This window comes from Pseudomonas sp. SIMBA_041 (assembly GCF_046535095.1).
Taxonomy (GTDB): domain Bacteria; phylum Pseudomonadota; class Gammaproteobacteria; order Pseudomonadales; family Pseudomonadaceae; genus Aquipseudomonas; species Aquipseudomonas mucoides.
In genome coordinates this window covers 534,714-548,324 of sequence record NZ_JAWRXJ010000003.1, presented here as the reverse complement: position 1 = coordinate 548,324, position 13,611 = coordinate 534,714, and the positions used below count along the sequence as shown (strand labels likewise).

The window sequence follows — 13,611 nt, the reverse complement described above, 5'->3', positions numbered from 1 at the left end:
GCTGTCAAACGTCGCTGAACACGTGGGCATGGCCGATGGTCGAGACGTGAACCGCGCTGCCGGCAGGGGGCGCATACATGCCTGAGCTGCGAACCGTTAATGACCGTCCTGTCAGTTCGCCGGCAGTCGGGGCTTCCAGCTCGACGGTCAATGTGCAGGTATTGCCGCTGAAATCCCGGTCGGTGACCACCGCGCGGCAGCCGGTAGCCTCGGTGGGACTGGGCTGGGCGCTGACCAGTTGCAGTTGTTCGGGACGCAGCATGATCTGCGCGGCACTGTTGTTGCGATGGTTGTTCACCGGTACCCGGCCGAGGTCGCAATGGGCCCAGCCGGCTTCGATGCGGGCCGGCATGACCACCGCATCCCCGAGAAACAGAGCGGTCTGTTCGTCGTTGGGGTAGCGGTAAAGATCCAGCGGATGGCCTGATTGCACCAGCCGACCGTCGCGCATCACTGCCAGTTGATCGGCAAACGACAGCGCTTCGCTTTGGTCATGGGTGACCAGGATGGTGGTGACGCCAGCATCGGACAGCAGCCGGGCGACCATTTTGCGCATGGCGCCGCGCAGGCCGGTATCGAGGGCGGAAAACGGCTCGTCCAGCAGCATCAGGCGCGGCTGTTGCGCCAATGCCCGTGCCAGCGCTACACGCTGTTGCTGGCCGCCGGAGAGTTCATGGGGCCAACGATTGGCCATGTTCGCGTCCAGAGACACGCTGTCCATCAGCTCGGCGATACGCTCGTTTTTTTCGCTGCCCTTGCTCGCAAGCCCGAAACCGATATTGGCGGCCACGGTCATGTGCGGGAACAGGGCGCCGTCCTGGGGCACGTAACCAATCAAACGCTGATGCGCCGGCACCTCGTGGGTCTCGTCGACGAGTGTCTGGCCGTTGAGTGAGAGCCGGCCGGTGTCCGGGAATTCGAAACCGGCGATCATCCGCAACAGGGTGGTCTTGCCTGAACCGGACGGTCCGACAATCACCGTCCGACTGCCGGCGGGTACCGACAGGTTGATGTTTTCCAGCGCCTGATGGTCGCCGTAAGACTTGGAAATGGCATGCAGTTCAAGAGCGTTCATCGGCCAGCCGTTCGTTTGGATTGGTGATAAAGAAGTCCGGTCAGCGGAAGCGACAGCAGGATCATCAACAGGGCATAGGGTGCAGCGGCGGCATAGTCGATTTCGCTGGTCATGGCCCAGAAGCCGGTGGCCAGGGTACGCGTACCATTGGGCGCCAGCAGCAGGGTGGCGGTGAGTTCGTTGGTGATCGCCAGAAACACCAGCGCAGCGCCAGCGGCGGCCCCCGGCGCGGCCAGGCGCAGGGTAATCAGCCACAAGGCCCGCCCCGGCGAGCGGCCGAGGCTGCGCGCGATGTTTTCCAGTTCCACCGGTGCCTGGGCAATACCGGCCCTTAGACTCACCAGGGCCCGGGGCAAGAACATCAGCAGATACGCCAGCAACACGGTGATCGTGGTCTGGTAAATCGGCCGGGCAAAGTGGATGGTGAACGTGACCAGGGCCAACGCCACGACAATCCCCGGCAACGAGCTGGTGATGTAGTTGCAGCTTTCCAGCACCCGTTGCAGTCGACCCGGCGCGCGAATCGACAGCCAGGCAATCGGGATCGCGGCGCAGGTAGTGAGGGCCGCGCCCGCAGCGCCTAACAGCAACGTCTGTTGCAGCGCCGGCAGCAGATCGTCCAGTTGCCAGACTTGCGTGCCCCCCGCAATCAGCCACTTGCCCAGCGTGATCAATGGCACGCCCAGCGCCAGTGCGCAGGTGATGCCTTGCAGGAGCAGGCCGAGCGCGATATCCCGTGAGCCCAGACGTACAGTCCGCTGAGAGCGTGCGCTTCCTGAGCCGACCCGGGCATAACGCGCCGTGCCGCGAGCAGCGGATTCGGCGGTGAGCATCGCCAGGCAACACAGGGCCAGCACACTGGCCAGCATGTTGGCGGCAGGGCCGTTGAAGGTGGATTTGAACTGGTCGAAAATTGCGGTGGTGAAGGTGTCGAAGCGGATCATCGCGTACAGGCCATATTCGGCGAGCAAATGCAGGCCCACCAACAACGCGCCGCCGCAAATGGCCAGGCGCAGCTGTGGCAGCACCAACCGAAAGAACACCGCCCACGGTTTGAGTCCCAACGATTCGCCGACGTCTTCGATGGCTGGATCGAGCCGGCGCAGGGTGGCGGCAATCGGCAGGTACAGAAACGGGAAGTAGGCGATGACCGAGACCAGCACGCCGGCAAACAACCCGTGAATCGGTGGCACCAGGCTCACCCACGCATAGCTGTGGACAAAGGCCGGCACCGCCAGCGGGGCGGTGGCCAGCAGTGACCATGTGCGTCGGCCCGGCAGATTGGTGCGCTCTGTCAGCCAGGCCAGCGCCAGGCCCAGCATCACGCACAACGGAATGGTGATCACCACCAGCAACACGGTGTTGATCAGCAGTTCAGCGACGCGAGGCCGGAAGACCAGCGGCACGATGGCCGCCCAGCCCGTTTGAATCGACACGCCGATGACGAAGGCAATCGGCAGCAGCGACAGGAGGGAGATCAGTACGGACAAACCGATCACCCACACGCCGCCGCGACCTGTGAAGACGCCACGGGAGCGTCGTCGCAAGTTCGAGGGCATCGCCGTGGCGATAGCCCCTGGGAGGGTTTCAGGAATCAATTAGAGCAGTCCCGCCTGAGTCATCAACTCCACGGCTTTTTTGCTGTCGAGTTTTGAGGCATCGACTGCTGGCGCATCGAGCTGCTGCAAAGGCACCAGTTTAGGATTGGACGGTGCGTTCTTGCCCACGGCGTATTCGAACGATTTGCCGGTTTCGAGGACTTTCTGGCCTTCCTTGCCAGTGATCCACTTCAGCAGTGCCTGTGCTTCTTCTTTGTGTTTGCTGGAGGCCAGGACGCCGCCACCGGAGACGCTGACAAAGGCACCGGGATCTTTATGCTTGAAGTAGAAGAGGGCGGTGTTCTTGCTGTTTTCACCGGTCTTGGCCTGATCGCCGAAGCTGTAGTAGTGATAAATCACACCGCTGTCGACCTGGCCGGCGTTGACGGCCTTGAGCACGGCGCTGTTGCCACGGTAGGCGGTGTAGTTGGCTTTCATTCCCTTGAGCCACTCAAGGGTGGCGGCTTCGCCCTTGAGTTCCAGCACGGCCGCGACGATGGCCTGGAAATCGGCACCGGCAGGCGAGGCGCCCCAACGGCCTTTCCAGTTGGGCCCGGCGAGGTCCATCAGCGATTTCGGCAGATCGGCTGCAGGTAATTTGCTCGGGTTGTAGACGAATACCGTGGAGCGCGCAGCGATTCCGACCCATTTGCCATGCGCCGGACGATAAGCCGCATCGACTTGTTCCAGCGTGGTCGGCGCGACCGGTGCAAACAGGCCCGCGTTGTCCACCAGCACCATGGCCGGGGAGTTCTCGGTCAGGAACACGTCGGCCGGAGAAGCGGCGCCTTCCTGAACGAGCTGATTGCCCATCTCGGTGTCGTCGCCGTTACGTACCGTGACTTTGATCCCGGTTTCCTTGGTGAAACCCTCGACCCAGGCTTTGGTCAGGCTTTCGTGTTGAGCGTTGTAGACCACGATGCCGTCGGTCTCAGCGGCATACACGTGCCCGGCGCTGATCAGAGCGGTGGTCAGCAGTGCGGTTTTGAAAAACGCAGGGAAAGAGGGCGTCATTCCGGGGGCAGCTCCTGTTCTTTCTTAGTGGTCATGCACGGCGATTCGCTAGCCAATCAATGCGAATCATTTGCATGTTTTGAATGGCAGGGAATGTAGAACGTAAAATGAGAAAAAAACGTCAAAGAAACCGTTAATACATGTCATTTTCATTCAGATTAGCAGCCCTCAGCGGCTTGCCCGGCAGAAATTCGTTTCGCGCACCTTGTTGTGAGCAACCGGCGGGCAGCCGCTGAGGTGTAAATAGTGGCGAAAGGATAGTACCGCTCTCAAAGGCACGCCGGGAAGCGCGGCCCGGTGGTTGAATTTTTTGTTGTGGATCACTCCGGAATAAACGCCACACTCTGGTCTTCGCGGGCGTGAAACAGTCGCTCGCCGTTGGTGGGCGTGGTGGTGATGACCTGGTGGTCGGCACTCAGGTAGTTCAGCGGCAGCGCATCGCCGTTGCGGTACTGCGCGACAACAATGGTGAGTTGCGGATTCCAGTGCTGGCCACTGGTGCGGTCCAACCAGGCCATCAGCGCGGCGGTGTCGCCGGTGCGCGGGAAGTCGTCGGTTTGCTGCACGTAATAAAACGTTGGGCCACCGGTTTGCAGGTACATGGGCACTTTGTTGTCGACATCGATCATCACCATGCGCCAGTGATTCAAGGGAGCCCGTTTGCTGGCCTCGAGCTTGACCCTGTCACCGAAGTCCATCACGCCGCCACCGCTGTTGGTCCAGGGATACAGCACGCCAAGCACGGCCATTAGTGCGACGGCACTCACTCCGAAGCCGATCTTCAAGCCGCGACTGACCAACGTGCCGACCACGTTGCGTTCAGCCATGCGTCGGGTGATCCACCACGCTCCCAGCAGTTGCGCGAAGGGCACAAGCGGCAGCACGTAGTAGCTGCGTCGACTGCCACTGGCAGTGAAAAACAACATCAGCAACCCCAGGCCCCAGAGCAGCCAGCGGGTATTGGGCTCGACACTGCGCCAGTTGCGCAACGCGACCCAGCACGCCAACAGCCAGCAAGGCGCCCACGGCAAGGTGTAGACGGGGAGGTAAAGCAGGTAGGTGTAAATCGGGCCGATGTTATCGAACGGCTGGAAAAACCGGACAACGTTCTCGCGCAACACCAGGCCCAGGCCACTTTCGCCATAAGTCGGGGCACCGTAAACATGCGAGAGCATGAACGGGGTCATGTAGAAAACGCCGGCAATCAGCAGGGCGGCACACAGCCGCAGATTGAGGTGGCGTTTCCAGCGCCCTTCCTGCACCAGATGCGGCAGCAGCAACAAACCCGGCAGGATGAAACCGATCAAGCCTTTGAACAGCGAGGTCAGGGACAGCAGCAGGAAAAACACCAGGTAACGACCGACGCGGGTGTCGTCCGGTCCGCGCCAATACCACCACACCGCCGCCAGCACGCCGCACACCGTGAGGATGTCGGCCGTGGCCACCCGTGCCCAAAAGACAAAATAGAAGGTGGTCGCCAGCATCCACCCGGCAATCAAACCGGTGCCTTTGCGCAACAGCTGTTCGCCGATCAGGTACACCAGCCACACGCTCAGCCACGCGGCGATCACCGAGGAGAGGCGCAATGACCAGTGGTTCAAACCGCCGGTCAACCAGGCGGAAGCCGTGATCAACCAATAGGAGGGCAGCGGTTTGTCGTAATAGGCCCCACCTTTGAGGTAGGGGTCGAAATAGTCACCACTTTGCAGCATCTGCAACGCGATATTGGCCCAACGTGTTTCCGCGCCCCATAACTCACGGGTGCCTAGCCCCAACAACAGAATCAACGCGGTAACGCCCAGCAGCAGCGTCAACCGGCCCTTGTCACGGGTCCAGAATTTCATGAGGGGTTTCCAGTCGGCACTTTGTCAGAAACGCTGTCAGGGCCGGTTTTCGGAAATATCAGGATCTGCAGATTGCCTCGCTCATAGCGTACGCCGTCGATAGGCAACAGCTCGACCTCCTGCACTTCCTGAACACTGTTCACTCGCATGACCACGCCAACCGCGCCTTTTTTTCGTGCCTCGGCCATCCACTTGCCGACGCTGTCCTTGGTGACTTTGCGTGAGTCCATGGCCGGGTCGGCGAGGCCGTATTTCAGCTCGCCAACGGTATTGAACAGGTCGATTTGTGGCCGCTTCAAACGCCAGGACAACGCCGACGCCGCCCCCAGGTCGTTACTCAGCAAAGAGGAGGTTTGCGCCAATGCATCGAGGTGCTCGGCAATAAACTGATCCGGCATCTTGCTGTTGACGATTTGCGAAGGTATGGCGGCCGGCGCTAATGCGACCAGCAGCCAGATACCGACAGCGGGCATCGCCCAAAACGTCAATGGCCGCATGACTTGCAAGGCGTTGGAAATGATCCAGCCGATCAACACGATAAACACCAGGGACAGGCTGAACATCTCGGTGTTTGGGTAGATTTCCTTGGTGGTCTGGACATAAAGCAAGGCGATCAACGCCGCGGTGCCCACGCTGATGTTGACCACGCCATTGATGCGAATTGAACGGCCCCGACCCAGATTCAGCTGCTCCATGACCGTGTGCCCGATCAGCAGGGCCAACGGCAACAGGCACGGCATGATGTAGGTCGGCAGTTTGCCGCTGCTCAAGCTGAAAAACGCCAATGGCAACAGTAGCCACAACAGCATGAACGCGATGGCCGGTTGGCCTTTTTGCTTCCACGCGTTGATCAACGTGTTGGGCAGCAATGCCGCCCACGGCAGGCTCGACGCGACCAGCAGTGGCAGATAGAACCACCAGGGTCGTGCGTGCTGCGCATCATCGGCGGCGAACCGGCGCACGTGTTCATTCCAGAAGAAGAAGTTCCAGAAGTCCGGCTCCCGATGCTGGATGGCGAGCACCCATGGCAAGCACACCGCGACAGCGACCAACACGGCCAACGAACCGTAACGCAGCAATTCGCCCATGCGCCGTTGCCAGATCATGTAGGGCAGGGCGATCAACACCGGTAACAGCCAGGCGAGAAAGCCTTTGGTCATGAAACCCATGCCACAGGCAAAACCCATCACCGCCCACGCGCTCACCTTGTTTCGAGACGTTTGGCCGTCGATGGCAAACCAAAGCGCGACCAGGCTCAAGTTGACCCAGAGCGTGAATTGCGGATCAAGGTTGGCGTAACCGGCCTGACCGGCAATCAGCCCGAAACTCATGTACAGCAATGCGCAGGCCGCGCTTTTGCGCGGATCGTTCCAAAGCCTGCGGGCGATCAGGTAAGTCAGCCAGACACTCAGCCCGGTACTCACGGCCGAAGCAATCCGCACGCCGAACAGGTTATCGCCAAAGATCGCCTGACCGATGGCGATCATCCAGTAGCCGGCAATAGGCTTTTCGAAGTAGCGGATGCCCATGAAGTGCGGCGCGACCCAGTTGCCAGTCAGGAGCATCTCCTGACTGATCTGGCCGTAGCGGGTTTCGTCGGGGATCCATAGCCCGTGCGTCACGAGCGGCAGCAGGTAAAAAACCACAAACGCCAATAACAGGCCGGGTACGAGCCAGCGTTCAATCGGGACGCGAGCGCTGGCTAGCTGATCCGTAGAATGGGGTAATGGGGTATGCGAAGTCATGACTCGTCCTTGCCGTAATACCGCAAGCGGGCAGCGTGGGTGTCGTAGTTCAATGGACAGTGGGGCAACTCAAGTCGAGTCGGCGGCTACTGATGACTGTTGGCGCGCCGTTGTTTATTTCCCCTGCACTGCGTTCCAGTCTTCAGGATTAATAATGCCCAGCACTTGGAGTTGCCCATTAGTGTCGATGCGCAGGAACACTGTACTGCCGTATTCACTCTTGGCCGCATGCGGGAAACCGGTCTCGGCCAGGAAGTCGCCAATGCAGCCACTGTGAGAGACCAGTACCAGATTGCGATGGGCCTGCTTGTGCGCGACCACGTCATTGCGCAGTGTCTTGCCACAAGTCACCAGCCATTCCTGTGTCTTGGGGTCATTGCCGAACATGGCGTGCGACGTTTGTATCGTGCGCGTGGCCGGGCTGCTCAACACATCGGTTTGCGCCATGCCCAGGCGCATGAAGTGCTGGCCGACCGCCGTGGAGGATTCGTTGCCGAAGCGAGTGATACCGTCCGCCGGCCCCAGGCACGGGTTGCTGGATTGGTCGCACCGCTCGGCGTGACGGACCAGCGCAACCACTTCGCCAGCCTGCCAGTCTTGAAAGAGTTCAGCCTTGGCAGCGCTCTCGGCACTGACCAGGTGAGTGGGCGATCTCGGCCACAAGACCAAACCCGTGACAACTACAGCAACCACCGAGGTGGCGATCAATGACGCCAGTTTTACTGTGCGCGAAGTCATGTGTCGTTCGTTATCTGAAGTAGGAGAGTTACGAGCAAAACTAGAGGCGGGCAGGTAGCGGAGGAGTGAAACGAATGTGAAAAAATTGCTCAGGATGTGGGCGCTGCCAACTTAGTCAATGATTGAGAACCCTTATCGCTTATTCGGCCCCTGTCACGACGTTTGACGTGTCGACATAAAACCATCCTGTCATGCTTGGTTCAGCGGTGACGGAGGCACCGCTGAACAGTGTCCGGGCATTAAAGTCAGGAGGACGGGCAACTCTGTCGTGTGCCCCTGGCCGCCTGCCCGATCAGTGCAGCCAGGCGTTTGACGTTGTTCTGCTGGGCGGCAACCAGATCTTCAATGCTCGCGCCTGAAGGCGTTTGCAACGTGCTGCGGCAGGTGAGTGCTGCCCCATTGCCTTCGCCGGTCACGCGCAGGCGCCAGGTCGCGTCAATCAGCCCATATTGCCCGGGAACCGAATCAAAGCGTTGGACATCAATGCGCAATGACAGCTTGCGCGGGGGATTGGCGCTGGCCAATTGATCGATCAGGGCGCTTCGAAACTCATCGCCCAGCGACGCCCCCCACCATTCGGTTTCGAGCAGCACCAGGCCGCTGTTGCCTTGGCGAATCACCACCTGTGGCCGGTCGACCTGCGCTGGCACACTGAGGCTCTCAATCTCGATGGACACCGCATTATTGTGCGCCGCGCCCCCCGTTTGAGGCGGCATCAGGGTGTGATAGTGAACAGGATCACTGCGGCAGGCCGCGAGCAGTAACAGCGCAGTGACCAAGGTGAGCTTTGGCGAAAAACCCATAGGTGTTGCTCCTTTCTTCTGCGTCCCGGTCATTATTTCAGGTCCTTTGCCGCGGCATTGTCAGGTCGACCACGAATCAGTGATTCCGGATGGCGGCCCAGGTAATCCGTCAGTTCACGCAAGGATCGCGACGTACGTGAAAGCTCATCCAGGGTCTGCCCCAGTTTTTCCCTTTGTGGCGAATCTTCGGCAATGGTGGAGTTGGCGGATTGCAGGGTCGTATTGGCCGACTGCAGGGTCTTGCTGACTTCCGACAGGGTGGTATCTACGCCAGGCAGTGTCTTGCCGTTGAATTTCACCAGCCCTTTGCGCAGTTCCACAAGGTTGCTGTCGAGGTTGTCGGCAATGCGCTCCACGGGCAGCTTGTTGATCTTGCTGATCATGGCTTCAAGCTTTTCCTGCAACTGTTCGAGGCTGCCCGGCACCGTTGGAATCATGACCGGGCGCACGTTGGGATCGAAAGCGACTTTGTCTGCTTTGGGGTAGAAGTCCAGAGCGATGTACAACTGGCCGGTCAGCAGGTTGCCGGTACGGGCCTGGGCACGCAGACCGTTGTCGATGAAGGTACCGATCATCCGCACGCCAGCCGCTTCGTCATTAGGGTCATGATTGAGCGCCTTGATCATTTTGGTGTGGGCCTGACCCAGGCGTTGCGGGTAGATCACAATGCCGACGTTGACCGGGAAAGTACGTTTTACCGGGTCAAAATCCAGGTTGACCGACACCACTCTGCCGATTTCTATGCCGAGAAATTCCACCGGCGCATCAACCTTGAGCCCGCGCATCGCCTGATCGAAACGCAGGGCCAGGAACTGCGCCTTGCCATTGGGCGGGGCGAGGGCGGTTTGCTGGTCTTCGAACAGCTCGTAGGCATACTCTTCGGCGGCCGGCTTGTCGTTGGGGTTGTAGTCCGGCGCGCGGAAGGCGATACCGCCCACCAACAGAGAGGACAAGGACTCGGTCTTGAGCGCAAAACCGTTGGCGCCGACGCTCACGTCCACACCGCTGGCATTCCAGAATCGGGTGTTTTCGGTGACGTACTGGTCATTGGGCGCATGAATAAACAGGTCGATGTTTACCCCTTTGCCGTCGGGGTCCAGCGCGTAGGCCACCACCTGGCCAACCGGAATCTTGCGGTAGTAAACCGGCGAGCCGATGTCCAGCGAACCCAGGTCCTGTGTATGCAAGGTGAACCGCTTGCCCGGCTCGCCATAGGTGATCGGTGGCGGGTTTTCCAGACCTTTGAAGGTTTTCGAGCGGCCATTGGCCTGGCCAATGTCGGCGCCGATATAGTCCCCGGACAGCAGCGTATCAATGCCCGAAACCCCGCCGGCACCAATACGTGGCCGCACGACCCAGAATTGCGAGTCTGAACGGGTGAAACTTTCGGCTTGTTTGGTCAGTTTGATCGTGGCGTTGACATTCTTCTGGTCGTTGCTCAGCTCCACATCGGCGACCTGGCCGATCACCACGTTGCGGTATTTAACCTCAGTCTTGTTGGCCGTCAGGCCAGAACCGGTCTTGAACGTGACGGTGATGGTCGGGCCTTCCTGCAAGATGCTGTGGACCACCAGTGACAGCCCGACCAATACCGCAACAATGGGCACGATCCAGACCAGTGAGAGACTGCGACCGGTCTTGACCGGGGCCTGTCCGGGGGCTTGAGGCCCTTCAGTGGCTTGCGACTTCATCCATGACCTCCTCGTTTTGTGGGTTTTCCCGCTTTTTATCCCAGATCAGGCGCGGGTCGAAACTCATCGCCGCCAGCATGGTGAACACCACCACCAAACCGAAAAATAGAATGCCCGGGCGCGGTTCAATGTCGGCCAGGGCTTGAAACTTCACCAGAGAGGCCACCATCGCCACCACAATCACATCGAGCATCGACCAGTAACCAATGATCTCGACGAAGCGGTACAGCTGCGACCGCTCCTTGCGTGCCCACAGGCTCCCGCGCTGGACGGTCACCAGCAGCATGGTCAGGGCCACGAACTTGATGCCCGGCACCGCAATGCTGGCAATGAAAATGATCAGGGCAATGTCCCATGCACCGTGCTGCCAGAACTCCAGGACGCCGCTCATGATCGTGCTGTCGGCGCCATTGCCGACCATCTTGGTGTTCATCACCGGCAACAAATTGGCCGGCACGTAAAACGCCAGGGCGGTGAACATGTAGGCCCAGGTGCGGGCCAGCGAATTGGATTTGCGCCGGTGCAGCGGCGCGCCGCAGCGCTCGCATTCGTGGGGCTCACCGGTCATGTCGCAGGCCATGCCGCAGCTATGGCACAGGCAGAGGTTGAGGTCGCTGGCGACCGGGGGCATGTTCATAGGATGTCCCATAATTCACGGATATCGCGCCCGGCGATGCGGATCATCATCAGGCTGAGCACGGCCAGTGCAAACAGGCCGATGCCGGGCAGTACGTCGAGCAATCCGGCCAGTTTGATCACCGCGACCATGGCGCCGAGCAGGCAGACTTCCAGCATGCTCCAGGGCCGCAGGGATTCCAGCCAGCGCATGCAGAACTTGAAACCGGGGGAACGTCGGTGCGAGAGGGCGAAACCCAGGACCCAGATCAGCAGCAACAGCTGGAAAATCGGCGCGATGATCATTGCAATCGCGGCGACCATCGCGATGAACGTGATCGGACCCAGGCTCAGGGCCAATACCGAATCCCACAGGGTTGCGCTGTTTTTCAAGCCTTTGAGGCTGATGCTCATGACCGGATAGAAATTGGCGAAAATCCACAGCACCAACGCCGTGAAGGTTAACGCCAGTCGTTGCTCCACCGTCAGGCCGTTGTAACGCTGGAGCACGCCGCCGCAGCAGGTGCACAGGGTTTTCTGGTGTTTGGCGAGCGTGACTTTTTCATACACAGAGTCGCAGTGCTCGCAGATGATCAATTGATCAGTATTCGCCATGGGCCAAGGCTCAACAGTAGGCAGGAAGTTCAGAGCACCTCCTCAATATAGAAGTGCCTTGCAATTGAGCAAATCGAAATGCAAAACGATGCGGTATCGGTGAACCTTCATCTGTACGGCGTACTGTCGATTTCGCAACGGCTCGTTCGACTATCTGTCAGGGAATGAATCGGCGGGTACGCTGTGATCCCCGGCATTCCCGATACGCGCACTCAACAGGAGAAGACCATGCGCAAGCTCACCGTTGCCGCTTTCCTGAGTCTGGATGGCGTTATGCAAGCCCCCGGCGGTCCTGAAGAAGACACCAGCGGCGAATTCCGTTTCGGTGGCTGGATCGTGCCCCACGCCGACAAGGTCTCTGGCGAGGCGGTACAGGACCTGTTTTCGCAGCCGTTCGAATTGTTGCTGGGCCGTCGCACCTACGACATATTTGCGGCGTATTGGCCGCAGCAAAAGGCCGATTCCCATAGCCATTGTATTGCTGACCTGTTCAACCGGGCACCGAAGCATGTGGCCACGCATCACCCCGATACGCTGGAATGGCAGCACAGTCGTGCCTTGGAAGGAAACCTTGCCGATGCGATACGTTCGCTCAAGCAACAGGACGGTGCCGATCTGTTGACCCAGGGCAGCGGCGATCTGGTGCGCCAGCTGCTCGCCGCCGGAGTGGTCGACGAACTTCGGTTGATGACGTTTCCCGTCATGCTGGGGCGCGGCAAGCGCTTGTTCGATGACACGGCGCAGGCTTGGGCCTTCACGTTGGCGCATTCGACCAGCACGCCGGGCGGCGTGCTGATCACCCGATACGTGCGCGAAGGGGAGGTGCGCACTGGAACGTGTTCCGGCGGGCTTGCAGACCCGATCACTGATGAGCAGTGACATGAATCAAGTTAACGACGGGGACCTGGACGCACAAGCCGGCGGATTCTGTCTTACCCGTAGGCCATGGCGCAAGGCGTTGTAGCCTTTGGGTGGTAACAGGAGGCTTCGTTTAAACAGGCTGGATTTTTGTTGTTTAAACGGGGGGTTGCGCTGGAACGGACCCCGTTGCGAGGTCCGCTCCGTTGTGCCTGCCGTCATTACTGGCTGGAGCGAATCGCCCCGCCATCAATCAACAGGTTCTGCCCGGTCAGGTAGCCTGCGTGGCGGCTGCAAACGAAGGCACACAGCGCACCGAATTCCTCGGGTGAGCCAAAGCGTTTGGCAGGGATTTCACGGCGGCATTCGTCGAGGAATGCCTCACTGTCTTGCCCCGACTCCCGGGCCGCCGCGACCAGGTTGTCACGCAGTCGATCGGTGTCGAAGGAGCCCGGTTGCAGGTTGTTGATCGTCACATTACGACTGGCAATGTGTTCCTGCCGGGCAAGCCCCGCGATGAACCCCGTCAGGCCACTGCGCGCGCCGTTGGACAGGCCGAGGCTTTCGATAGGCGACTTCACGGCACTCGACGTGATGTTGATGATCCGGCCAAATCCGCGTGCCGCCATGTCGTCTACTGTTGCCTTGATCAACTCGATCGGCGTGAGCATGTTGGCGTCCAGTGCTTTGAGCCAGGCGTCGCGATCCCATTCGCGGAAATCCCCGGGAGGAGGGCCGCCAGCGTTGTTGATCAAGATGTCGAAATGCTCGTGGGCCAGGAGGGCGGCTGCCCGGCCTTCAGGCGTCGATATGTCTCCCGCCACGGCGATGACCGTCACCTCAGGATTGATCGCTCTGAGCTGAAGGGCTGTTTCATTCAGCGTGTGTTCGCCCCGCGCAGTAATCACCACGTTCACGCCTTCGCTGACGAGTGCCTGTGCGCAGGCTTTACCCAAGCCTTTGCTGGCGGCGCATACCAGCGCCCAGCGTCCTGCTATTCCAAGATTCATGCGTG

12 protein-coding genes are annotated in these 13,611 nt (G+C 59.9%); 1 reads left to right on the top strand and 11 read right to left on the bottom strand.

Features of this window, described 5'->3' with window-relative positions; all coding sequences use genetic code 11:
• Positions 1–4: 4 nt before the first annotated feature.
• From SB725_RS09545 to SB725_RS09500, 10 genes are all read right to left on the bottom strand, one after another.
• Positions 5–1,075: an ABC transporter ATP-binding protein gene (locus SB725_RS09545; RefSeq protein WP_410921682.1), complete on the bottom strand. Its 1,071-nt coding sequence runs from the start codon at positions 1,073–1,075 to the stop codon at positions 5–7.
• Positions 1,072–2,670 carry an ABC transporter permease gene (locus SB725_RS09540; RefSeq protein ID WP_194940385.1) on the bottom strand — a complete coding sequence of 533 codons (1,599 nt, stop codon included), beginning with the start codon at positions 2,668–2,670 and terminating at the stop codon, positions 1,072–1,074. The genes SB725_RS09545 and SB725_RS09540 overlap by 4 nt, the downstream gene beginning before the upstream one ends.
• Before the next feature lie 3 nt (positions 2,671–2,673).
• Positions 2,674–3,687: an iron ABC transporter substrate-binding protein gene (locus SB725_RS09535; RefSeq protein WP_027923070.1), complete on the bottom strand. Its 1,014-nt coding sequence runs from the start codon at positions 3,685–3,687 to the stop codon at positions 2,674–2,676.
• Positions 3,688–4,007: 320 nt separating this feature from the next.
• A complete protein-coding gene (locus tag SB725_RS09530) occupies positions 4,008–5,531 on the bottom strand; it encodes an ArnT family glycosyltransferase (protein WP_410921681.1) in 1,524 nt (507 codons plus the stop codon).
• Positions 5,528–7,276, bottom strand: a complete 1,749-nt coding sequence (gene arnT / locus SB725_RS09525; protein WP_410921680.1) for a lipid IV(A) 4-amino-4-deoxy-L-arabinosyltransferase — start codon at positions 7,274–7,276, stop codon at positions 5,528–5,530. The genes SB725_RS09530 and arnT overlap by 4 nt, the downstream gene beginning before the upstream one ends.
• Positions 7,277–7,390: 114 nt before the next feature.
• Positions 7,391–8,014, bottom strand: coding sequence for a histidine phosphatase family protein (locus SB725_RS09520; protein WP_050590166.1), 624 nt, complete (start codon positions 8,012–8,014; stop codon positions 7,391–7,393).
• Between the two features lie 245 nt (positions 8,015–8,259).
• The gene (locus SB725_RS09515) at positions 8,260–8,817 is read right to left on the bottom strand and encodes a membrane integrity-associated transporter subunit PqiC (protein WP_027923073.1); all 558 of its coding nucleotides are present in this window, start codon (positions 8,815–8,817) and stop codon (positions 8,260–8,262) included.
• Positions 8,818–8,849: 32 nt separating this feature from the next.
• The gene (locus tag SB725_RS09510; protein ID WP_194940080.1) at positions 8,850–10,508 is read right to left on the bottom strand and encodes an intermembrane transport protein PqiB; all 1,659 of its coding nucleotides are present in this window, start codon (positions 10,506–10,508) and stop codon (positions 8,850–8,852) included.
• A complete protein-coding gene (locus SB725_RS09505) occupies positions 10,489–11,145 on the bottom strand; it encodes a paraquat-inducible protein A (protein WP_027923075.1) in 657 nt (218 codons plus the stop codon). The genes SB725_RS09510 and SB725_RS09505 overlap by 20 nt, the downstream gene beginning before the upstream one ends.
• Positions 11,142–11,738 carry a paraquat-inducible protein A gene (locus tag SB725_RS09500; RefSeq protein WP_027923076.1) on the bottom strand — a complete coding sequence of 199 codons (597 nt, stop codon included), beginning with the start codon at positions 11,736–11,738 and terminating at the stop codon, positions 11,142–11,144. Before SB725_RS09500 ends, SB725_RS09505 begins: the two co-directional genes overlap by 4 nt.
• A gap of 228 nt (positions 11,739–11,966) precedes the next feature.
• On the opposite strand from SB725_RS09500, the gene SB725_RS09495 reads away from it, so the two are divergent.
• Positions 11,967–12,617 (top strand): dihydrofolate reductase family protein, encoded by a 651-nt coding sequence (locus SB725_RS09495; protein ID WP_059182922.1) that lies wholly within the window; start codon positions 11,967–11,969, stop codon positions 12,615–12,617.
• A gap of 200 nt (positions 12,618–12,817) precedes the next feature.
• Here SB725_RS09495 and SB725_RS09490 read toward each other — a convergent pair whose 3' ends face one another.
• Positions 12,818–13,606, bottom strand: a complete 789-nt coding sequence (locus SB725_RS09490) for an SDR family oxidoreductase (protein WP_410921679.1) — start codon at positions 13,604–13,606, stop codon at positions 12,818–12,820.
• Between the last annotated feature and the right edge of the window lie 5 nt (positions 13,607–13,611).

Coding starts and splice junctions, on each gene's coding strand:
- SB725_RS09545 (WP_410921682.1), bottom strand. CDS start 1,075: ATGAACGCTCTTGAACTGCATGCCATTTCCAAGTCTTACGGCGACCAT.
- SB725_RS09535 (WP_027923070.1), bottom strand. CDS start 3,687: ATGACGCCCTCTTTCCCTGCGTTTTTCAAAACCGCACTGCTGACCACC.
- SB725_RS09530 (WP_410921681.1), bottom strand. CDS start 5,531: ATGAAATTCTGGACCCGTGACAAGGGCCGGTTGACGCTGCTGCTGGGC.
- arnT (WP_410921680.1), bottom strand. CDS start 7,276: ATGACTTCGCATACCCCATTACCCCATTCTACGGATCAGCTAGCCAGC.
- SB725_RS09520 (WP_050590166.1), bottom strand. CDS start 8,014: ATGACTTCGCGCACAGTAAAACTGGCGTCATTGATCGCCACCTCGGTG.
- SB725_RS09515 (WP_027923073.1), bottom strand. CDS start 8,817: ATGGGTTTTTCGCCAAAGCTCACCTTGGTCACTGCGCTGTTACTGCTC.
- SB725_RS09510 (WP_194940080.1), bottom strand. CDS start 10,508: ATGAAGTCGCAAGCCACTGAAGGGCCTCAAGCCCCCGGACAGGCCCCG.
- SB725_RS09505 (WP_027923075.1), bottom strand. CDS start 11,145: ATGAACATGCCCCCGGTCGCCAGCGACCTCAACCTCTGCCTGTGCCAT.
- SB725_RS09500 (WP_027923076.1), bottom strand. CDS start 11,738: ATGGCGAATACTGATCAATTGATCATCTGCGAGCACTGCGACTCTGTG.
- SB725_RS09495 (WP_059182922.1), top strand. CDS start 11,967: ATGCGCAAGCTCACCGTTGCCGCTTTCCTGAGTCTGGATGGCGTTATG.
- SB725_RS09490 (WP_410921679.1), bottom strand. CDS start 13,606: ATGAATCTTGGAATAGCAGGACGCTGGGCGCTGGTATGCGCCGCCAGC.